This is a genomic window from Actinoplanes missouriensis 431, from assembly GCF_000284295.1.
GTDB lineage: Bacteria > Actinomycetota > Actinomycetes > Mycobacteriales > Micromonosporaceae > Actinoplanes > Actinoplanes missouriensis.
Genome location: NC_017093.1, coordinates 3,005,075 through 3,024,535 on the forward strand (window position 1 = coordinate 3,005,075; position 19,461 = coordinate 3,024,535).

19 protein-coding genes are annotated in these 19,461 nt (G+C 70.0%); 9 read left to right on the forward strand and 10 right to left on the reverse strand.

The features are described 5' to 3' along the window. Positions 1 to 92: 92 nt before the first annotated feature. Positions 93 to 2,459, forward strand: coding sequence for an acylase (locus AMIS_RS14075; RefSeq protein ID WP_014442973.1), 2,367 nt, complete (start codon positions 93 to 95; stop codon positions 2,457 to 2,459). A gap of 78 nt (positions 2,460 to 2,537) precedes the next feature. Next, entirely contained in the window at positions 2,538 to 3,986 is a 1,449-nt protein-coding gene (locus AMIS_RS14080; RefSeq protein WP_014442974.1) for an ATP-binding protein, read from the forward strand. A 156-nt stretch (positions 3,987 to 4,142) separates the two neighbouring features. Here the strand turns inward: AMIS_RS14080 and AMIS_RS14085 are convergent, their stop codons facing one another. Genes AMIS_RS14085 through AMIS_RS14095 form a run of 3 tightly spaced genes read right to left on the reverse strand, consistent with a single transcriptional unit; the run spans position 4,143 to position 6,597 of the window. Further along, on the reverse strand, positions 4,143 to 4,733 hold the full coding sequence (locus AMIS_RS14085) for a TetR/AcrR family transcriptional regulator (protein ID WP_014442975.1): 591 nt from the start codon (positions 4,731 to 4,733) through the stop codon (positions 4,143 to 4,145). A 12-nt stretch (positions 4,734 to 4,745) separates the two neighbouring features. Then, the gene (locus AMIS_RS14090; RefSeq protein ID WP_014442976.1) at positions 4,746 to 5,882 is read right to left on the reverse strand and encodes an alkane 1-monooxygenase; all 1,137 of its coding nucleotides are present in this window, start codon (positions 5,880 to 5,882) and stop codon (positions 4,746 to 4,748) included. Between the two features lie 55 nt (positions 5,883 to 5,937). After that, a complete protein-coding gene (locus AMIS_RS14095) occupies positions 5,938 to 6,597 on the reverse strand; it encodes a TetR/AcrR family transcriptional regulator (protein ID WP_014442977.1) in 660 nt (219 codons plus the stop codon). A gap of 87 nt (positions 6,598 to 6,684) precedes the next feature. Here AMIS_RS14095 and AMIS_RS14100 point away from each other — a divergent pair, with 87 nt between their 5' ends. Beyond that, positions 6,685 to 8,298, forward strand: coding sequence for an MDR family MFS transporter (locus AMIS_RS14100; protein ID WP_014442978.1), 1,614 nt, complete (start codon positions 6,685 to 6,687; stop codon positions 8,296 to 8,298). A 70-nt stretch (positions 8,299 to 8,368) separates the two neighbouring features. Continuing rightward, a complete protein-coding gene (locus tag AMIS_RS14105) occupies positions 8,369 to 9,109 on the forward strand; it encodes an SDR family oxidoreductase (RefSeq protein ID WP_014442979.1) in 741 nt (246 codons plus the stop codon). A 42-nt stretch (positions 9,110 to 9,151) separates the two neighbouring features. Here AMIS_RS14105 and AMIS_RS14110 read toward each other — a convergent pair whose 3' ends face one another. Both AMIS_RS14110 and AMIS_RS41645 read right to left on the reverse strand, forming a co-directional pair. Next, the gene (locus tag AMIS_RS14110) at positions 9,152 to 10,066 is read right to left on the reverse strand and encodes an RNA polymerase sigma-70 factor (RefSeq protein ID WP_014442980.1); all 915 of its coding nucleotides are present in this window, start codon (positions 10,064 to 10,066) and stop codon (positions 9,152 to 9,154) included. A gap of 613 nt (positions 10,067 to 10,679) precedes the next feature. Further along, the gene (locus AMIS_RS41645) at positions 10,680 to 11,036 is read right to left on the reverse strand and encodes a peptidase inhibitor family I36 protein (protein ID WP_231859392.1); all 357 of its coding nucleotides are present in this window, start codon (positions 11,034 to 11,036) and stop codon (positions 10,680 to 10,682) included. 418 nt (positions 11,037 to 11,454) lie between these two features. On the opposite strand from AMIS_RS41645, the gene AMIS_RS14115 reads away from it, so the two are divergent. Then, positions 11,455 to 11,892 carry a hypothetical protein gene (locus tag AMIS_RS14115; protein WP_041829761.1) on the forward strand — a complete coding sequence of 146 codons (438 nt, stop codon included), beginning with the start codon at positions 11,455 to 11,457 and terminating at the stop codon, positions 11,890 to 11,892. Positions 11,893 to 11,915: 23 nt separating this feature from the next. Here AMIS_RS14115 and AMIS_RS14120 read toward each other — a convergent pair whose 3' ends face one another. Then, positions 11,916 to 12,542, reverse strand: coding sequence for a TetR/AcrR family transcriptional regulator (locus tag AMIS_RS14120; RefSeq protein WP_014442982.1), 627 nt, complete (start codon positions 12,540 to 12,542; stop codon positions 11,916 to 11,918). Between the two features lie 118 nt (positions 12,543 to 12,660). Here AMIS_RS14120 and AMIS_RS14125 point away from each other — a divergent pair, with 118 nt between their 5' ends. Both AMIS_RS14125 and AMIS_RS14130 read left to right on the forward strand, forming a co-directional pair. Continuing rightward, the gene (locus tag AMIS_RS14125; protein WP_014442983.1) at positions 12,661 to 13,176 is read left to right on the forward strand and encodes a lysylphosphatidylglycerol synthase domain-containing protein; all 516 of its coding nucleotides are present in this window, start codon (positions 12,661 to 12,663) and stop codon (positions 13,174 to 13,176) included. Between the two features lie 78 nt (positions 13,177 to 13,254). After that, entirely contained in the window at positions 13,255 to 14,736 is a 1,482-nt protein-coding gene (locus AMIS_RS14130) for an MFS transporter (RefSeq protein ID WP_014442984.1), read from the forward strand. 69 nt (positions 14,737 to 14,805) lie between these two features. On the opposite strand, the gene AMIS_RS14135 is transcribed toward AMIS_RS14130, so the two are convergent. The 3 genes from AMIS_RS14135 to AMIS_RS14145 all read right to left on the reverse strand — a co-directional run bounded on the left by AMIS_RS14135 (position 14,806) and on the right by AMIS_RS14145 (position 17,870). Beyond that, positions 14,806 to 15,354: a hypothetical protein gene (locus AMIS_RS14135; protein ID WP_014442985.1), complete on the reverse strand. Its 549-nt coding sequence runs from the start codon at positions 15,352 to 15,354 to the stop codon at positions 14,806 to 14,808. Between the two features lie 57 nt (positions 15,355 to 15,411). After that, positions 15,412 to 16,926 (reverse strand): FAD-dependent oxidoreductase, encoded by a 1,515-nt coding sequence (locus AMIS_RS14140; protein ID WP_014442986.1) that lies wholly within the window; start codon positions 16,924 to 16,926, stop codon positions 15,412 to 15,414. Between the two features lie 125 nt (positions 16,927 to 17,051). Further along, positions 17,052 to 17,870: a hypothetical protein gene (locus tag AMIS_RS14145; RefSeq protein WP_014442987.1), complete on the reverse strand. Its 819-nt coding sequence runs from the start codon at positions 17,868 to 17,870 to the stop codon at positions 17,052 to 17,054. A 114-nt stretch (positions 17,871 to 17,984) separates the two neighbouring features. Between AMIS_RS14145 and AMIS_RS14150 the strand changes: the two genes are divergently transcribed. Next, the gene (locus AMIS_RS14150; RefSeq protein WP_014442988.1) at positions 17,985 to 18,599 is read left to right on the forward strand and encodes a dihydrofolate reductase family protein; all 615 of its coding nucleotides are present in this window, start codon (positions 17,985 to 17,987) and stop codon (positions 18,597 to 18,599) included. Between the two features lie 77 nt (positions 18,600 to 18,676). On the opposite strand, the gene AMIS_RS43365 is transcribed toward AMIS_RS14150, so the two are convergent. Next, positions 18,677 to 18,829, reverse strand: coding sequence for a hypothetical protein (locus tag AMIS_RS43365; protein ID WP_014442989.1), 153 nt, complete (start codon positions 18,827 to 18,829; stop codon positions 18,677 to 18,679). Positions 18,830 to 19,009: 180 nt separating this feature from the next. Between AMIS_RS43365 and AMIS_RS42645 the strand changes: the two genes are divergently transcribed. After that, entirely contained in the window at positions 19,010 to 19,396 is a 387-nt protein-coding gene (locus AMIS_RS42645) for a hypothetical protein (RefSeq protein WP_157434854.1), read from the forward strand. Positions 19,397 to 19,461 lie beyond the last annotated feature (65 nt).

The following is a 19,461-nucleotide window of genomic DNA, read 5'->3' on the forward strand; positions in this document are numbered from 1 at the left end:
GGGGTATACGCGCGCCACCGTCGGCAGGCAGGATGTCCACAGGTGACAGTCCCGGTGGAGCCGCCGGGTATCGCATCGAGGGGGATGCCTCCATGAGAGCCTTGTCCGTGCGCCTCGCCGCAGCGGCGGTCGCCGCCGGAGTGGTCGTCGCCGGCGCCGCCGTGCCATCACCGGCCTCCGGATTCGAGCGTGATCGCGGCTACGCGGCGCTGATCCGCCGGGCGTCGTACGGTGTCCCGCACATCACCGCCGGTAACTTCGCCGGCCTCGGCTTCGGTGTCGGTTACGTGCAGGCCGAGGACAACATCTGCGTCATCGCGGAGGACGTGGTGACGGTCAGCGGCGAGCGGTCCCGCTGGTTCGGGGCGGCCGGGCCGGACGACGCCAACGTGCGCAGCGACCTGTTCCACCGCAAGGCGATCGACGAACGGGTCGTCGACCGGCTGCTGGAGGGACCTCGCGACGGTGTGCGGTCGCCGTCCGACGACGTCCGTGACCAGATGCGCGGATTCGTCGCCGGCTACAACCACTTCCTGCGCCGCACCGGCGTGCAGAACATCACCGACCCCGCCTGCCGGGGCAAGGCATGGGTACGGCCCCTGACCGTCACCGACGTCTGGCGTACCTCGTGGGCCAGCATGGTCCGGGCCGGCTCGCGGGCGCTGCTCGACGGCATCGTCAGCGCCACTCCGCCGGCCGCAGCCGGGTCCGCGACAGCAGCCGAGGCGCCTGATGCCGCCGCGGTGGTCGCCGCGCTTGACGGGGCGAGCGCCGGCATCGGCAGCAACGCCTACGGTCTCGGCGCGCGGGCCACCACGAGCGGCAACGGCATGGTGCTGGCCAACCCGCACTTCCCGTGGCAGGGCAGTGAACGCTTCTACCGGATGCACCTCAAGGTGCCCGGCCGCTACGACGTCGAGGGCGCCGCCCTGATCGGCGACCCGATCATCGAGATCGGGCACAACCGTACGGTGGCCTGGAGTCACACCGTCTCCACGGCGCGCCGGTTCGTCTGGCACCGGCTGAGCCTGGTGCCGGGGGACCCCACCTCCTACTACGTCGACGGCCGGCCGGAGAAGATGCGCGCCCGCACGGTCACGGTCCAGGCCGGGGCCGCCGGCGCGGTCAGCCGGACCCTGTACGACACCCGCTACGGGCCGGTCGTCGTGGTGCCGGGCACCTTCGACTGGACGGCGGGCACCGCGTACGCCATCACCGATGTCAACGCGGGCAACAACCGTTCCTTCGACGGATGGTTGCGGATGGGCCAGGCCAAGGACGTCCGCCAGCTCAAGGCGGTGCTCGACCGGCACCAGTTCCTGCCGTGGGTCAACGTGATCGCGGCCGACGCGCGCGGCGAAGCCCTCTACGGCGATCATTCGGTCATCCCGCGGGTCACCGACGCGCTCGCGGCGGCCTGCATCCCGGCGGCGTTCCAGCCGCTCTACGCCGGCAGCGGGCAGGCGGTCCTGGACGGCTCCCGCTCGGACTGCGCGCTGGGCCGGGACCCGGACGCCGCGGCTCCGGGCATCCTCGGCCCGGCGAATTTGCCGGTGCGGTTCCGCGACGACTACGTGACGAACTCCAACGACAGTCACTGGCTGGCCAACCCGGCCGCGCCGCTGGAGGGCTACCCGCGGATCATCGGCAACGAACGCACCGAGCGCAGCCTGCGCACCCGCCTCGGGATCGACCAGATCCAGCAGCGTCTGGCCGGGACGGACGGCCTGCCCGGCAAGCGGTTCACCACCGAACGGCTCTGGCAGACCACGTTCGGCAACCGGGTGCACGGCGCCGAACTGGTCCGCGACGACCTGGTCGCCCTCTGCCGCCGGGAGCCCCTCGCGACCGCGTCGAACGGCGCGACCGTCGATCTGACCGCGGCCTGCGAGGCGCTGGCCCGCTTCGACCTGCGCGTCAACCTGGACAGCCGGGGAGCGCACCTGTTCAGCGAGTTCGCCCTCGCCGGCGGGATCCGGTTCGCCGACACCTTCGACGTGAGCGATCCGGTGCGTACCCCGCGCCGTCTGAACACCCAGGACCCGAGGGTACGCACGGCGCTCGCCGACGCCGTGCAGCGGCTCGCCGGCATCCCGCTCGACGCGAAGCTGGGCGACATCCACACCGACACCCGCGGCCACCGCCGGATCCCGATCCACGGCGGCCGCGGCGAGGCCGGCGTCTTCAACGTGATCACGAACCCGCTCGTGCCGGGCGTCGGTTACCCGAAGGTCGTGCACGGCTCGTCGTTCGTGATGGCCGTCGAGCTAGGCCGGCACGGCCCGTCGGGCCGCCAGATCCTGACCTACTCCCAGTCGACGAACCCGAACTCACCCTGGTACGCCGACCAGACGAGCCTCTACTCCCGGAAGGGCTGGGACACCATCAAGTACACCGAGGCCCAGATCGCAGCCGACCCGAACCTGCGCACCTACGTGGTCGCCCAGCGCGGCCACTGACGCAGCAAGGCCACGGCGTCCACGCGATAGGTAGACTCGACCGAAGTAAGATCTCATCTAGCTTCGGATAGGGCACCGATGTTCGTAGGACGCCGTGACGAGCTCGACCTGCTGGCGAAGGCCCTGGGCCGCGTCCGGCGGACCGGTGAGGGCCGTTCGGTCGCCCTCCGCGGACGCCGGCAGGTCGGCAAATCCCGCCTCGTCCAGGAGCTCTGCGATCGATCGGGCCTGCCGTACTGCTTCTATACGGCGGTCAAAGGCGCGTCGAGCGTCGAGGCGGTCGGCTATTTCCTGGAGTCGGTGCGGGACTCGACGCTGCTCACCCCGGCAGGTCGGGATCTCCTGCCCTCCCGGCCCACTTCCGGTGGCTGGGGGGACATGCTGCGCGTCCTCGCCGGGGTTCTGCCGGACACGCCGAGCATCGTGGTGCTCGACGAGCTGCCCTGGCTCTCCGAGCAGGACGCGACCTTCGACGGGCACCTGCAGGTCGTGTGGGATCGTCTGCTGGCCGCGAAGCCCGTCCTGTTGCTGCTGCTCGGAAGCGACCTGCACATGATGCAGCGGTTCACCGAGTACGACCGGCCCTTCTACGGCAGGGCCACCAACATGCTCCTCGGCCCGTTCAACCTCGCCGAGACCGCCGCCGTGACCGGTCTGCGCGGTGCGGACGCCATCGACGCCCACCTGATCACCGGGGGCCTGCCCGGCATCGCGCTCGAATGGGAGCCGGGCGCCCCGCCCGCCGACTTCCTCCGCGAAGAGATCACCAACAAGACGTCCGCCCTGTTCACGGTCCCTGAGCAGTCCCTGGCGTCGGAGTTCCCCACTCCGGACACCTCACGGCGGGTTCTGGAAGCGGTCGGCGGCGTGGGCAGCCGCACCTTCGGCAACATCGCCTCCGCCGCCGGGGACCGGGGCGGACCGGTCAGCTCGGGCACCCTGTCTCCGCTGCTCACCCGGCTGGTCGAGGAGAAGCGGATCCTCGCCGTGGACAGGCCGCTGTCCACGAAGCCCAGCAAGCTGGCGCAGTACCGGATCGCCGACAGCAACCTTCGCCTCTACCTGGCCGTGCTGCGCGACGTCCAACAGCTGGTGCTGCGAGACCGGCTGGCAGCCGCCCGGAACGTCCTCGAGGCGCGCTGGTCCAGCTGGCGTGGCAGCGCGGTGGAGCCGCTCATCCGGGACGCGCTCGCTGTCGCCGCCGGAGCCGGGGACCTGCCCTGGAGCGATGGGTGGGAGGTCGGCGGCTGGTGGAATCGCCAGGCCAACCCGGAGATCGATCTCGTCGGCGCCGACCGGGCCCCGATCGCGTCCCGGATCGTCTTCGCCGGTTCGATCAAGTGGCAGGACGGGCCCTTCGACCAGCGTCATCTCGACGAGCTGCGCCAGGGCGCCCTGCAGATCCCGGGTTTCGAGCCCGGCGTGAGCGGCCTGGTGGTCGTCAGCCGTTCCGGCACGAGTCTCCCGGACGCCGCCGTGGATCTCGTCTGGGGACCCGACGACGTCGTACGCGCCTGGCCGGCCTGACCCGGCCGGTTCTCAGGGTTGTCAATCTATGCGATGGCGTCAAAACCTTTGACACTGTGGCACTGCGTGTACAGTTGCCGGATGGCTGGGAGGCGCCCGGCCGATTCCGCCCCCAGAATGCTCGGGCGCCTTTCGGTCGCCCGTGGACACCGGTGATCAGCGCAGCAGGCGGACGAGGACCTCGGCGAGCGCGTCGGCCGACTCGGCCGGCGAGGCGGGCGGCAGGAGGATGTGGCTGATCGTCAGCCGGACTGTCGCATCGGCGGCCAGCAGCACGGCGGCCGGCTCCACCTCGGACGCGTGGGTGCCGGCCCACTCCCGGATCACCTCGACCGCGGCCGAGAGGACGGCGTCGGACCGGGTCGTCAGGTACGGCAGCAGATCCTCGGGCCCGCCCCGCACGGTGGTCAGGATGCCGCGCACCAGCGGGTTGCGGGCGGCTTCCTGCAGGGTGTGCAGGATCGCGGCGTGCCCGGCTGCGCGGACGTCGCTCCCGTGTGCGAAGAGCTGGGAGCGAACCTGTGCGACGAACTGCTCGATCTCTCGGACGGCCAGCGCCTGGGCGAGCCCGGCCCGATCGCCGAACTCGTTGTAGACCGTCTGCCGGCTCACGCCCGCCGCGCGGGCGACCTGGGCCATCCGCACGTTCTCCCATCCGTGCTCGATGGCCAGGTCGCGGGCGGCGCCGACGAGCGTGAGGCGGAGCCTGGCCCGGCTGGCGTCACGGTAGGACGAGATCTCTTCCATAGGGCCTGAATTCTAGGCAGGGTGATGTTCCCGGGCCGGCCGGTAACCGGCCACGGCGTTGGCCCGGCCCGCCTCGCCGCCGTAGTGCCGCAGCACGCGGTGGTCCATGACCCGTCGCCACAGCGGCGGAATCAGCGCGAGCAGCAGCATCGTCGCGTATCCGGCGGGCAGCTGCGGGGAGACGTCGAAGGTGCGCAGCGTCTGGTACCGCCGCAACGGGTTGGCGTGGTGGTCGCTGTGGCGTTGCAGCTGGAACAGGAAGACGTTGGTGGTGAGCCGGTCGCTGTTCCAGCTGTGCCGGGGATCGACCTTCTCGTAACGGCCCGCGGCGTTGCGTTGCCGGAGCAGCCCGTAATGCTCGAGGTAGTTGACCGCCTCGAGAACCGAGAAGCCGACGATCCCCTGCAGGATGAGGAACGCCAGCACGCCGGGGCCGAACGCGACGCACAGGACGGTGAACAGCGCGACGGTCATCGCCCAGGCGTTGAGGACGTCGTTGTGCCGGCTCCAGGGGCTGCGCTGACGCAGCCGGTGCCGGTTGGTCTCCAGGTTCCACGCCGATCGCAGACCCCCGGCGACGGTACGGGGCCAGAACCGCCAGTAGGACTCCCCGAGCCGTGCGCTGGCCGGATCCTCGGGAGTCGCCACCCGTACGTGATGGCCTCGATTGTGCTCGACGAAGAAGTGACCGTAGCCGGTCGGCGCGAGGGCGATCTTGGACAGCCAGCGCTCGACCGATTCCCGCTTGTGACCCAGCTCGTGGGCGGTGTTGATGGCGATGCCGTTCACCAGGCCGGCGGTGAGCACGAGCCCCGCCGCCCCGAGGGCGCCGATCCCATGGCTCCACACCGCGCAGGCCATGACCAGCGCGGCGTACTGGACGGGCACGAAGACGTAGGTGATCCAGCGGTAGTAGCGGGACGCCAGAAGCGCCGGCACGGCGGTGTCCGGCGGGTTGTCCCGGTCGTCGCCGACCAGGACGTCGATGAGGGGGATCACGCCGAGGATGAAGACCGGTGTGAGCCACCAGCCCCAAGCCGACCCGGTGGCGAGGGTGATGGCGAGGGCGGCGAACGGCAGCGTGGGCACGACCAGGGCCAGCGGCCACAGGGGCCGCTTGGTGTCGCGCCAGGCGAGGGCAGCAGTCATCCATCGATGCTTTACAAATGGTATTCGATTGTCAAGGACGTGCGGGATGACCTGCTCAACCGCCCAGCAGGCCGGTGAGGACGCGGGCCACCGTGTCCTCGAAGCGGGGCGCCGGCGTCGGGATCGCGCCGGTGAGGGCCGCGGTCAGGTGCGGGTGCCGGCCGGCCGCCAGCACGTGGGCGAGGTAGGCGCCCTGCCTGCTCCGGGCCTCGGAGCCGCCACCGATCTCGTGCAGGACCAGCGCCGCGGTGAGCGTGGTCATCACCGCGAACGCCTCCAGCTTGCGGCCGGCGTCCGCCGGGTGCTCGGCGAGGACCGCCAGCACGTGCTCCAGCAGGTCGGCGCCGTGCGGGCCGAGCGTGGAGCGGGTGAGGACCAGCTCCGGCAGCCAGCCGTGCTGCAGCATCAGCTCCCGCGCCTGCCGGCACACCTCCAGCAGCCCGGGCAGCCACGGGCCGCCCGGCGGCGGTAGCCGGTATCCGGCGGCCACCGCGTCGGTCATCAGGTCGAGCAGGTCGTCACGGCTGTCGACGTAGCGGTAGAGCGAAGCCGCCCCGGTGCCCAGCTCGGCGGCGACGCGCCGCATGGAGACCGCCGCCAGGCCTTCGCGGTCGGCCAGCGCGATCGCCGCGGTGGTCACCTCGGCCTGGGACCGCTCGGCGGGGCGGCCCACTCCGGCACGCCGCTCGCGGAGCCACACCGGCACGGTCTCCATGCTCTACCTCCTTGTTTGCCGTCAGCCTACCCTTACGATAACGTCGTTCGCGAACGCCGTTCCCGAATGAGAGGCGCTGACGGAGGCATGACCACCACCCGCTTCACCGACACCGCCCCGCCGCTGCTGCTGACCAGACGCCGCATCTGGATCATCTTTTCCGCGCTGATCGCCGGGATGCTGCTGGCCAGCCTCGACCAGACCATCGTCTCGACCGCGATGCCGACCATCGTCGGTGAGCTCGGCGGCGTCTCCTCGCAGGTCTGGATCACCACCGCCTACATCCTGGCCACCACGATCGTGATGCCGATCTACGGCAAGTTCGGTGACGTGCTCGGCCGCCGGCGGCTGTTCATCGTCGCGATCGCGATCTTCACGGCCGCCTCCGTCGGATGCGCGTTCGCCACCGGCTTCTGGACGTTCGTGATCTTCCGCGCCGTCCAGGGGCTCGGCGGTGGGGGACTGATGATCCTGTCCCAGGCCATCATCGCCGACATCGTGCCGGCGTCCGAGCGAGGCCGGTACCTCGGCCCGCTCGGTGGCATCTTCGGCCTGGCCGCGGTGGGCGGCCCGCTGCTCGGCGGCTTCTTCGTCGACCATCTCACCTGGCAGTGGGCGTTCTACATCAACATCCCGGTCGGCATCGCCGCGTTCCTGATCGCGGTGTTCGCGCTGCGGCTGCCGAACAAGAAGGCGGTCCATCCGATCGACTGGCTCGGGGTGCTGTCCCTCTCCGCCGCGACCACCTGCCTGATCTTCTTCGCGGACTCCGGCGGCTCGGCGGACCACGGATGGGCCGCCGGCGTCACCTGGGCATGGGCAGCCGGCCTGGTCCTCTCCGCGAGCCTGTTCGTCGTCGTCGAGGCCCGCGCCGCCGACCCGATCATGCCGTTGTCGATGTTCCGCAATCCGATCTTCGTGAACGCCACCGCGATCGGCCTCGCGCTCGGGATCGGCATGTTCGCCGCGCTCGGGTTCGTCCCGACCTTCCTGCAGATGTCGTCCGGGACCTCGGCGGCGGCATCCGGCCTGCTCATGCTGCCGCTGATGGCCGGCCTGCTGGCGACCTCCGTCGTGGCGGGCGTGCTGATCACCCGTACCGGCCGGTATCGGATCTTCCCGGTCCTCGGCACGCTGATCACCGGTGGCGCGATGGCCGCGATGACCACCCTGACCGCCTCCACACCGATCTGGCTCATCGGCGTCTACCTGCTCATCTTCGGTGCCGGGCTGGGCCTGATCATCCAGGTGGTGGTCCTGGTGGTGCAGAACGCCGTCTCGCCGGACGACATCGGCACCGCCACCGCGACGAACAACTACTTCCGCGAGGTCGGGGGAGCGGTCGGCATCGCCGTCTTCGGCACGATCTTCACCTCCCGGCTCACCGAGAACCTCACCACCGTGTTCACCGGCGCGGGCGCCGACGCCGAGCAGGCGAGCCGGGCCACCGCGACGATCGACCCGGCCGTCCTCCGGCAACTGCCCGACCAGGTACGGGACGGCATCGTCGCCGCCTACGCCGACGCCCTGGCACCGGTGTTCTGGTACCTCATCCCGTTCATGGTGATCGCGCTGGTCCTCGCGCTCCTCCTCAAGGAGATCCCGCTGTCCGACGTGGCCGGCATGGTGGCACGGGGCGAGGCGATCGGCGGCGAGGAGGCCGAACGCCTGGAGGCGGAGAGATCAGCGCCGCCGTCCTGATGTCACAACTCCGCGGGCTGCCCGGTCAGTGGTGGTGACAAGGACGTGACAGCGAAGGGTTGTGGTTCGTATGAAGATCGCAGTGCTGGGCGGGACCGGCCTCATCGGCTCCCAGGTCGTCCGGCTGCTCACCGAGCGCGGGCACGAGGCGGCGCCGCTGTCGCCGTCGAACGGTGTCGACCTGCTCACCGGTGACGGGCTGGACGACGGGCTCAAGGGCGCCGACGTGGTGGTGAACCTGACCAACTCGCCGACCTTCGACGACAAGTCGCCGGACTTCTTCCGTACCACGATGGACGCCATGGTGGCCGCCGCCGAGCGGCAGGGCGTCGGGCACGCGGTGATCCTGTCGATCGTCGGGGTCGACCGGGTGCCCGGCCTCGACTACTACCGGGCCAAGGTGCTGCAGGAGGACATCCTCAAGGCCGGACCGGTGCCGTGGTCGATCGTGCGGGCCACGCAGTTCTTCGAGTTCGTGCCGGCGGTGCTGTCGTGGACCTCGGACGAGACCACCGTGCGCCTGCCCGCCACCCCGGTGCAGCCGCTCGCCTCGGCTGACATCGCCGCCGAGGTGGCGACGGTGAGCGTCGGCGCGCCGCTCAACGGGTACCGCAACGTCGCCGGGCCGGAGGTGTTCACGCTCGACGAGCTGGGGCGGATCGCGCTCGAGGCCGGCGGCGACAAGCGGCCGGTCGTGCTGGATCCGGCGGCGGGCATGTTCGCCGCGGTGCCGGGCGACGCGCTGATCGCCCGGGGCGATGCCCACCTCGCCACGACCACCTTCCGTGAGTGGCTCGCGGCCCGGAAGTAGCCGGACGGACGGCCCGCACACCGATGTGCGGGCCGCCCGCGGTCAGCGGAACGCGGCGATCTTGTCCGGGTTCATCAGCCACAGCAGGTGATCGATGCCGTCCGCCGAGGCGGTCAGCGTCAGCACCGCCTTGACGCCGCCGGCGTGCTGCAGGACCGCGGCGGGCCGGCCGTTGACGGTCACGAACCGGGCCTCCACGCCGTCCCACCAGAACGAGGAGAACGCCGCGATGAACTTCGCGACCGGTGTCGCGCCGGCGACCACCCGGCGGGCCGCGTGCTTGACGCCGTTGCCGTCGGTGATGCTGGTGACGCCGGCCGCGAAGAGGTTCTCCAGGCCCGCGAGATCACCGGCACGGGCGGCCGTGAGGAACGTGCTCAGCAACTCGCGCTGGGCCGCCGCGTCGACGGGCGCCTTACGCTCGCTCGTCACGTGCTTGCGGGCGCGGCTCACCAGCTGCCGCGCGGCGGGCTCGCTGGTCCGCAGGACGACAGCGATCTGAGGGTACGGATATTCGAACGCCTCCCGCAGCACATAGGCCGCCCGTTCGGTGGGGGTCAGCTTCTCCAGCAGGATCAGCACGGCGAACTCGAGGGCGTCGCCGGTCTCCGCACCCAGGTAAGGATCGGCCGACGTGTCGACCGGCTCGGGCAGCCACGGGCCGAGGTAGGTCTCCCGCCGTACCCGTGCTGACTGAAGGTTGTTGATCGCGAGGCGGGTCGTCGTCGTCGCCAGGAAAGCCGCCGGGTTCCGCACCGCGCCGCGATCGTAGTTCTGCCAGCGGAGCCAGACGTCCTGCACCAGATCCTCCGCCTCGGTGGCGCTGCCGAGCATCCGGTAGGCGATCCCGAACAGGCGCGGGCGCACCCGGGTGAAGGCGGTTGCCGCCTCGTCGAGCTCGTTCCGGTCCATGGTCGCGTGCACGTCGTCCCCCTCGTGGCTGTCGTCATCAGCCATGACAGGCGACCGCCGAAGCCCGTGACGTCCGGGAGGATGACCTGTGCCACATCCTGGCTCCCGTCAATATGTCGGCCGTGGATCACTACGGAAGGCTCCATCACGCGGTGATCGAAGGGGGCGTTCCGCGCAGCCTTTTGTCACGGATCGGGAGTTCATCGGCCCGGAACGGGACCTCTTCGTCGTGGTCCACGCCGACCTGCCCGAATGGGTCGCGAAGGGGGCCGGCGCTGTTGATCAGCTAGCTGTGTTGATCAGCTCTGTGGACCAGCTGGTCCGGCTGGCTGTCAGCGCTGTCCGAGCACAATGCCGGCAGCACTGGGAGCCAGCTCGTCCCGCCCGGCTGGTCAACAGTGCTGTCGGCCGCACGTTTTTTCCGCGCTGAGCGCCAGCCGGCCTCGGCATTTCCAAGATCTGCCGGGAGCCGGTCGCCCCGGCGATGATCACGGTGCTCGACCGGCAACCCGGCCCTCGCCCGCTGACCCCGACCCCACACACTGCCCGGGCCGACCCGCTGCGTGTGGAGTCGAGGTGCGGAGCGAGCGGAGCGTGCCCGAATTTGACACGCAGGAACCACGCGCCGGCCGGCGCTCTCCGTGTGCTGTCTCGTTCCCTAGTCGCAGACTTGAACGGCGTCCGTCTGGCGAATGGCGGAAAGCGGCAAGTTGCCCCTCTGCCCATCTGTCACACGCGCCAGAAGGGCCCATTGCGTACCCGTCCAGTTGTAAAGGCCAACCGTTTCGCCGGTGCGATTCTGGTAAGAGATCAGGCGGTCACCATTGCCGGCGCTTCCGATGTCGTGCAACCGGCACTCGGGGCCTTGCTGCACAATCATGGTGCCGCGGGCATCGTATCCGTCCCAGCCGCAGAATGTCCCACCGGGACAGGTCCACTCCGGTTTGAGGGCAGACGCGCCTGCATAAGCGCTGGCCGGAGCCGTCCCGGCAAGCGCAGAGGACGTCAGCACCATGGCGACCACGCAGGATCGTCGCAATAGCCGAGTAGTATTCATTTCGAACGGAGATCCTCTCAGGGCCCGCCTTTTTCGGTTTCGGACTCAAAATAACACCAGGTGTTTTGTGGCGTCGGCGTTATTTGATATGACCATTCAGCTCGGTTCGGTCCGACTGAACTGGATCAGCACCGAGGCTGTCGGCAATTCGTTCGGGGCGAGCCGCATCCGCATCCGCACCCGCCACCGTCGGCCCGGCGGGAGGCGGGAGGCGGGAGGCGGGAGGCGGGAGACGGCAGGCGGCAGGCGGCAGGCGGCAGGCGGCAGGCGGTAGGCGGTAGGCGGTAGGGGTAGGCGCTCCCGCCCGCGGTGCCGCAGGAGAACCCGAGGATGGCCGGTCACCGAGATGATTGACGATCATCGTAGTATCTCGCGCGTGGTGAGTCTGTTTCGTCGTATCTCGGCGGTGGTGTTCGGTCTGGGCGGGCTGGTCTTCCTCCTGATCGGAATCGTCCAGTTGAGCAACCAGGCGTGGGGCGGCGTCACCGGAACCGTCCAGACGTGCACCGTGGCGACGACGGAGGCGACCCCGAAATCGCGGGCGCGCAACGTCCACACGTGCGTCGTCGCCTGGGACGCCGGTGGGCAGGAACGGACGCACACCCTGGAGTTGCCGGCGCACCTGGCGGCGCCGGGCTGTCCGGTGGACCTGCGGGTGAAGGGTGACCGGGCCGCCCTGGCGATGCCGCTCGGGAAGGCGGCCATCCCGGCCGTCATCGGTCTCGCGCTCGTCGTGTTCGCGACCGTCCAGTTCGTCCGGGCGCGGCGCGCGAAGACGTTCCGGGGCGGCGTGACAGTCATCGGGTCCCGGTAGCGATGAACTCCGGGCGGGGCGCCTCAGCTCGGTGAGCCGCTGTCCGGGTGGGGCAGCAGCGCGTCGATGAGCTCGGCGAACACCTGGTTCAGGGCGTCCTCGCCGGCGTCGGCGATCGGCTGGACGGCGCGGGTGGAGCGCAGCATGACGACGCCCAGGACGGTTCCCAGCACGAGCTGAGCGCGGATCAGAACCTCGTCGTCCGCGGGGGCCCGGCCGGTCGCGGCGTTCGCCAGCTTCTCGCTCAACGAGCGCAGCACGGCGTGCCGCAGGCCGTCGATGCGTTCGTCGCCTGACGATCGCAGCAGCAGCAGCGCGTTGCGCAGCTGGACCCGGTCGGGGGAGCCGCTGAGGTGGCGTGCGAGGCGGGCCGCGATGTCGTCGCGTTCCAGGTCGTCGGTGTTGGTGCCGACGTCGGAGATCGCGTCGGTCAGGCACGCTTCGAAGAGGCCTTCCTTGGACGCGAAGTAGCGGCTGATCAGCGCGACGTTGACACCGGCCTGATCGGCGATGTCGCGGACCGTGGTCGCCGCGTAGCCGTCCTTCGCGAACCGGGCCCGTGCCACGGCGAGGAGGTCCTGCCGGGTCTGCGCCGCGTTGCGCCGCCGCCGGGAAGCGGTCTCACCATCCGCGCTCGTGATCACTGCCATCCTCTCTGCCCACCCGCGCGACTGTGATCCATCGTTCAACGGGTAGTAAACGGTTGTTGATTTGGTGGCGTCAACCACTACGGTGCGAGTCAGCAATTGTTTACTAGGGCGGGGCACCGTGACGAAGAAGGTAGCGGCATGGCTGCGCACGCACGGAGTCCGGATCGCGGCGGGGACGGCCGTGGTGGCCGCCGTTGCCGTGGCGCTGCGCGGACGCGTACCCGATCCGGTGGAGGTCGGGAACGTCCTGGCCGCCGCCGATCCGCGCTGGCTGGTGGTGGCGGTCCTCGCGCACGTCGTGTCGCAGCTGGCCTTCGCGCGGCAGCAGCGGACACTGCTCGCCGCGCTGGCGGCGCACGTGTCGCGCCGGGTGACGCTGGCGATCACCTACAGCCGGTCGGCGCTGAGCATGGTCCTGCCCGCCGGAGGGGCGATGTCGGCGGCGTTCGCCGTCCGGCAGTACCGCCACAGCGGCGTCAGCACCCCCGCCGGGCTGGTCGCCGCGGGCGCCCCGCACTCGGCGGCGGCCGCGACCGTGCTCGGCTACCGGATCGCCACGTTCTGGCTGCTCCTGCCGGCCGGGCTGGCCGCGTACCTCCGGCTCAGGCGGGTGCAGGCACCGGCCCTGGTGTGACGTAAGCAACCGTTTACTTCCGTGCCTGGCTGCCGATAATAAGTCAGCAGGCGTTTACTTCTAGCTGTCGAGGACACCATGACCCGTACCATCGAAGAGCCCGCGACCCGGGGCTCCGGCGGAAATCTGCTGGTGCTCTACCTGGCGCTGGGCGGCCTGGCCTTCGCGGTCCTGCAGTCGCTCGTCTCACCGGCGCTGTCCACCATCGGCCGCGAGCTGAACGCGTCCACCAGCGATGTCAGCTGGGTCGTCACCGCGTACCTGCTGTCGGCCTCGGTGCTGACCCCGATCCTCGGCCGGCTCGGTGACATCGCCGGCAAGCGCAAGGTCCTGATCGGCGTCCTCGCCACCCTCGCCGCCGGCACCGTGGTCGCCGCGCTCGCCCCGAACCTGGCGGTGCTGATCGTCGGCCGCGTCCTGCAGGGTGCCGCCGGCGCGATCCTTCCGCTCTCGATCGGCATGGTCCGCGACGAGCTGCCCCGCGAGAAGGTCTCCACCACGGTCGGCCTGATCTCGGCGATCTTCGGTGTCGGCGCCGGTGTCGGCATCGTGGCCGCCGGCCCGATCGTCGAGCACCTCTCCTGGCACTGGCTGTTCTGGCTTCCGCTGGTCCTCGTCGTCATCGCGCTGGTCGGCGCGATCTTCGGCATGAAGGAGTCCCCGGTACGCACCCCCGGCAAGCTGGACGTGCTCGGCGCGACCATCCTGTCGGTGTCGCTCGTCGCGCTGCTCCTGGCGATCAGCAAGGGCCAGTCCTGGGGCTGGGGCGAGCCGAAGACCATCGGCCTGCTCGCTCTGGGCGCCGTCGGCCTGATCGTTTTCGTCCTGGTCGAGCTGCGGGTCAAGGAGCCGCTGATCGACATGAAGCTCATGAAGGTCCGCGGCGTGTGGGCCACCGACCTGGTCGCGCTGATCCTGGGCTTCGCGATGTTCGGCACGTTCCTGCTGGTCCCGACGCTGCTCCAGCTCCCCGAGGCGACCGGTTACGGATTCGGCAAGTCGGTCTCGCAGGCCGGCCTGTTCCTGCTGCCCACCGTCGTCATGATGGTGTTCTTCGGTCCGCTCGCCGGCATCCTGAACCGCAAGTACGGCCCGAAGCTCCCGATGTTCCTCGGTGCGATCTTCGTGGTCGTCGCGTTCACGATCCCGGCCCTCGGCCACGGCGCCATCTGGCAGGTCCTCGCGTCCGGCATCCTCACCGGCGCGGGCATCGGCTTCGCCTTCGCGGCCATGTCCAACGCGATCATCGAGAGCGTCCCGGCCGCGCAGACCGGCGAGGCCACCAGCGTCAACACGATCGCCCGGACCATCGGCAGCAGCATCGGCACCGCGGTCGTCGCGGCGGTCATCACCTCCAACACCACGCCGCAGGGCCTGCCCACCGACGCCGCGTTCACCAACGGCTTCTGGGTCTGCGCCGGCGTCGCCGTCCTCGCGGTCGTCGCCGCGCTCGCCCTGCCCGGCGCGCACAAGCGGCACGAGCAGGCCGTCCAGGCCGGCGTCGGCGACCTGCCGCCGGAGCCGGAGGAGATCCACCTGCTGCACCGCAGCAAAGCCTGACGGTCGATCCCCGGGTACGGGCCCGAGTCGCTGCCGGCGGCTCGGGCCCGCTGCTGTCCCGGCCGGGCGTCAGTGACTGAGCACCGTCTTGAGCAGCCCGATCGCGGCGGCAGCGACGGCCAACGCCAGACCGGCGACCAGGGTGCGCGGCGACGGGCGGCGGTGGCGCAGCCGCTCGATGACGAAGCCGACCAGCGCCATCCGCACCATCAGATAGAACGCCGAGGCGGCGATCACGGTGCGTGGGTTCAGCCATCCGGCCCACCCCACACCCATCAACACACACGGTACGAGGGCGGAGGTCACGACCGGCATCGAGTCCCGTAGCTCGTGCCGCAGAGCCGAGCCGGTCATGGTCTCGTCGTCATCGGCGTTGCTGCCGACCAGATCGGCGAAGACGTGCGCCACGAACGTCGACACGGTGACCCCGGCGACCAGCGCCAGGGCATGTCCGTGCCCCAGGTCGGCGGGCTTGAGCGCTACCACTGAGGCGAACGCGATGATGTTGCCGTAGACATAGGCGGAGATCCGGGCGCCGGCCTGGGCAGAGGGCAGCCGCCGGTTGGCCCGGTACTGAACGAGGCGGTCGCGCAGATCGCCTGGATCACCGTCCCCCACCGGACTCACGGTAACAGCGCGTGACGGAGAAGGGCGGCCTTCCCCGGATCGGCGCTGTCAGGCGGTGACGCCGGGAGTCAGGTGCGGGAGGTAGGTGTCCAGCCTCTCGGCGAAACAGTCGCCGGCTGCGAGCCCGATGTGACCGTCGGGGCGTACCAGGAAAAGGGCTTCTTCGTCGGGTGCAACACCGTAGATCGCGGCGATCGTGTCCGCGGTGGAGGGCGAGTGCTCGCGCACGTCGAGGACGCGGAAGGAATCCGCCGGGGCGTGGCGGCGGAGCACCGCGTCGCTCTCCTCGGCCGCCCTGGCCCCGAACGCGAGAGCGGTCAGCTCCACGTCCCGCATCACGGGGAACAGCCGGGGCGCCGAGCCGTCCCGGAGGCTCAGAGGGCCGTCCGGTGCTCGGTCACCGGCGTGCACGGTTCCCGGCGCCGGGCGGGTCTGGACGCTGAGCCGGCGTCCGCGGTAGTTGTTCCGGAGCTGGAAGATGTCCGTCACCTCACCGCGGTCGTCGGTAGCGTCCAGTCCGTTCATCAAGCGAGCCGCGATGGGACGGCGTTCCTCCTCGTAGCTGTCCAGAAGGTCGTCCGGCGCGCCGCGCAACACCGCCGCGAGCTTCCACCCGAGGTTGTGCGAATCCTGAACGGCGGTGTTCAGACCCTGGCCGCCGGCTGCCGGAACGGCGTGCGCGGCGTCGCCGGCCAGAAACACCGGGCCGATCCGGAACCGACTCGCGAGCCGCTCGTTCGCCCGGCTCACCGCGATCCACGGAGCGTCGTCGAAGGTCACCGCCACACCGTCGGACCGCTCGTCGAACAGTCGCTGAATCGTGGCGAGGCCGACCGTGGAGTCGTCGCCGGGCAGCAACGGGGCAACGAACTGGAAGACGTCCGTGCCCGGCAGCGGACACACCGACACCCGGGCCGCGGGGTTGTCCCGCTGCGACCAGTTGTGCCAGTACGAACGGTCCAGCATGGTGGTCCGCACGTCCGCGTTGACATATCGTTCATCGTCCCGGGTGACCCCGTCGAACGTGACACCGAGCAGTTTCCGCACGGTGCTCGCGGCGCCGTCCGCCGCCACGACGTAGGACGCGCGCAGGCGCTCGTCTCCGCGGGGCCGGCGGATCGTGGCGGTGACCCCGGACCCGTCGTCGAGCGCGACGATCGCCGCGTCGTACTCGACCTCCACGCCGTGCCGGCGCAGCGCGTCACGGAGCACTTCCTCGGTACGCCACTGCGGGATCATCCAGGTCTCCGGGTAGGGGATCGCCGGATCCGCGACCGGTTGACCCGTGCCGAGCAGGTCGTAGATCGACTTCTCCCAGGCGAGACGGCCCTCCCGGTAGGTCCGCCACCGCGGGAACGGCCCGCCGGACGCCACGATCTCCTCGACGACGCCGAGTTCCTCGAACACTTCCAGCGTGCGCGGCTGGATCCCTTTCGCCCGCGAACCCGATGCCGGCCCCGCCGACCGGTCGACGACGCGGACGTCGCAGCGGCGGCGCGCGAGCTGGAGCGCGGCGACCAGCCCCGCCGGTCCGGCACCGACGACCAGAACGGGAAGACTCATCGCGGCAGTATGTCGTCGTTCCCCAGACGAGCCAACCGGTTATCCGGAACCCCCCGACCGTGTCTCCTCCGCACGACACCGACCGCGCTCGCGGGCTTGGTGGGTCAGCTGGAGATCGGCGGGAGTCATTCCCCGTCGAGGGGCGCGCCCACGGTCAGCTCCAGGTGCTCGAACCCGTCCGGAACCGCCTCGTCCAGGTCCGCCACCCGCAGCCGCTCCAACTGGGCCACGATCGGATTGGCCGCGAGGATCTCCAGCACTCCGCCGTCGCTGACGTCGAACGCGGCCCGCCTGAGATCCAGGCTCCGTAGCGCGGGATAGTCCCGCACCGTGAGCCATTCGAGCTGGGTGACGGGACACTCCACGCCGTACACATCGGATTGGATGTCAAGCTCGAGGGACCGCAGAGCCGGCAGCGGACCCGGCCAGACCGACCCGTCCGAGCCGACCACGCCGCGCAGCCGCAGCGAGGTCAGCGACGGCGACACGACCCGGTCGAAGAGCAGGGCGCCCTCGACGGTCAAGGTCCGCAGATTCGGCAGCGCCGCCCACATGGCGTCGCCCGCGTCCCCGACGAACCCCTCGTGCAGCCGGTCCAGCGGGTCGATGCGGCGACCGGTCGACGTGATCGCCGGCTGGTAGAGATACTCGTACTCATGACCGAACCACAGGTCGGTCAGCCGCTCCCACCGCCGACCGGCCAGCGCCACCGCGGCCCGCCGCGCCGAATGATGGAAATCGGTCAGGCACAGCCGCAGCGACCGCAGCCCCGCCATCGCCGGATCCCGCAACATCTCCTCGATCAGCACCGACTCCCACAGCTCGGGATCCTCCTCCGGCCGCCCGAGGAGGCGTTCCACCAGCTCACCGGCGCCGTCCGGCACGTACCGGAACTCCGCCACCGCGTTCGTGTCGTCGATCCGCCAGGATCCCTGCTCGCGCATCCGTCCCCCCCACCTGAGTGTCAATGGAAGAAGATGTTCGCGGACGACCGATGAGTTCCGGCGACCGGCCCGGTCTACCCCGGCGAAACCAGTTCACCTGAAGGGAACACCACCATGGCGAAGGTCATCTCCACGCTGTTCATCTCGGCCGACGGCGTAGCCGAGATCGACCCCGACTGGCACTTCCCCTACTTCGACGAGAACATGGGACGCGCTGTCAACGAGGACTACGAGACCGCCGACACGCTGCTGCTCGGGCGCGGCACGTACGAGAGCTTCGCCGGCGCCTGGCCGGACCGGGAGACCGCCGGGGGCGAGGACGCCCCGTTCGCCAAGCAGATCGGCGACCTGCGCAAGGTCGTCGTCTCCCGGCAGAACCTCACCTTCACCTGGCGCAACAGCGAGCTTATCGACGGCGAACTGATCGACGCGGTCCGCGCGCTCAAGGCCGACCCGGCCACCAAGGGCGTCCTCATCCCCGGCTCGATCACCGTGGTCCAGCAGCTGCTCGCGGCCGGGCTGATCGACGAACTGCGCCTGCTCGTCCACCCGGTCGCCGCCCGCAAGGGCCAGCGCCTCTTCGACGAGGGCGACAGCGCGTACCACCTCAAGGTGATCGCCACCGAGGCGTACCCGACCGGCGTCATCCGCGTCGTCTACGCCCCGTCCGAGCCGCCCGCGCCGGCCGGCTACGACGAGGCGGCCGGCAACCTCACCGAGGGTGCATGACCGTCAATCGATGACCAGGACCGATCTGTGCGGGGAAGCGCTTCGCAGATCGGTCCCCGGCCACGACCACCATGACCTCAGTGCGGGTCGCTGTCCTCGGCGGGCTCCACGAACTCCGGGCTCTCGTCGGCGGCGTCCTCGCTGGCCAGTTCGGGGACCGTGCTCTCGTCCCGGACGGCGGCCGCCACCTCGGGCGTCTCCTCAATCGGCGTCCACTGCTGCTCGCTCATACCTTTCCCTTACCCAGGACGGCAGCGTTGCCAACGAGTAACGGCCGGCGACCTCCACGTCGGTTCGGAGATGCGGTCCACCACCACGAGGCGCCTCTGGACCGCAGTGTGGTCACCTATACCGGCAGTGAGCGGACCCCTCAAGCCTGGTCAGGTTGACCAAGACTGAAGTGAGTCGTTATGAGAATTGAAATTGAGGAAGTCCTCGACGCGGCCCGCGGGCAGGTTCGCTTCCGGTCCGGTGGTGAGTCTGTGGTGGGGTGTTGGGCTGGGCCTGGAGAGATTCCGGTCGGGCGAGAATTGGAAGCCGAGGTAGAAGTCTCCGAGGAAAGGATCATCTCGGTTCGTCCGGCTTTCGTGGTGCCCCAAAGTTCGGTGGCGCAGGGCGGCGGCGAGGTTGTCGTCGTTGGACGCGCTGAAAGAATCGGAGACGACGGAATCATCGAATTTCGGGTAGGTCAAGACCTCATCTTGCTCGAGCCGGTTGGGCCGCTGACCAACGTCGTTGAGGGCGCGAGTCTTGCGCTGAGGGTGCCGGAATTGAGAATCTATCCTCGCGATTTATAAGAGCCGATCACGACTGCCTCCGTCGAACTCGTTCAAGGCTGGAGATGCGGCGCGAAGGGATGGCC

Bases quoted from the DNA above. Each gene is read 5' to 3' on its own strand.
- AMIS_RS14075 (WP_014442973.1), top strand. From the start codon at position 93: ATGAGAGCCTTGTCCGTGCGCCTCGCCGCAGCGGCGGTCGCCGCCGGA.
- AMIS_RS14080 (WP_014442974.1), top strand. From the start codon at position 2,538: ATGTTCGTAGGACGCCGTGACGAGCTCGACCTGCTGGCGAAGGCCCTG.
- AMIS_RS14085 (WP_014442975.1), bottom strand. From the start codon at position 4,733: ATGGAAGAGATCTCGTCCTACCGTGACGCCAGCCGGGCCAGGCTCCGC.
- AMIS_RS14090 (WP_014442976.1), bottom strand. From the start codon at position 5,882: ATGACTGCTGCCCTCGCCTGGCGCGACACCAAGCGGCCCCTGTGGCCG.
- AMIS_RS14095 (WP_014442977.1), bottom strand. From the start codon at position 6,597: ATGGAGACCGTGCCGGTGTGGCTCCGCGAGCGGCGTGCCGGAGTGGGC.
- AMIS_RS14100 (WP_014442978.1), top strand. From the start codon at position 6,685: ATGACCACCACCCGCTTCACCGACACCGCCCCGCCGCTGCTGCTGACC.
- AMIS_RS14105 (WP_014442979.1), top strand. From the start codon at position 8,369: ATGAAGATCGCAGTGCTGGGCGGGACCGGCCTCATCGGCTCCCAGGTC.
- AMIS_RS14110 (WP_014442980.1), bottom strand. From the start codon at position 10,066: ATGGCTGATGACGACAGCCACGAGGGGGACGACGTGCACGCGACCATG.
- AMIS_RS41645 (WP_231859392.1), bottom strand. From the start codon at position 11,036: ATGGTGCTGACGTCCTCTGCGCTTGCCGGGACGGCTCCGGCCAGCGCT.
- AMIS_RS14120 (WP_014442982.1), bottom strand. From the start codon at position 12,542: ATGGCAGTGATCACGAGCGCGGATGGTGAGACCGCTTCCCGGCGGCGG.
- AMIS_RS14130 (WP_014442984.1), top strand. From the start codon at position 13,255: ATGACCCGTACCATCGAAGAGCCCGCGACCCGGGGCTCCGGCGGAAAT.
- AMIS_RS14140 (WP_014442986.1), bottom strand. From the start codon at position 16,926: ATGAGTCTTCCCGTTCTGGTCGTCGGTGCCGGACCGGCGGGGCTGGTC.
- AMIS_RS14145 (WP_014442987.1), bottom strand. From the start codon at position 17,870: ATGCGCGAGCAGGGATCCTGGCGGATCGACGACACGAACGCGGTGGCG.
- AMIS_RS14150 (WP_014442988.1), top strand. From the start codon at position 17,985: ATGGCGAAGGTCATCTCCACGCTGTTCATCTCGGCCGACGGCGTAGCC.
- AMIS_RS43365 (WP_014442989.1), bottom strand. From the start codon at position 18,829: ATGAGCGAGCAGCAGTGGACGCCGATTGAGGAGACGCCCGAGGTGGCG.
- AMIS_RS42645 (WP_157434854.1), top strand. From the start codon at position 19,010: ATGAGAATTGAAATTGAGGAAGTCCTCGACGCGGCCCGCGGGCAGGTT.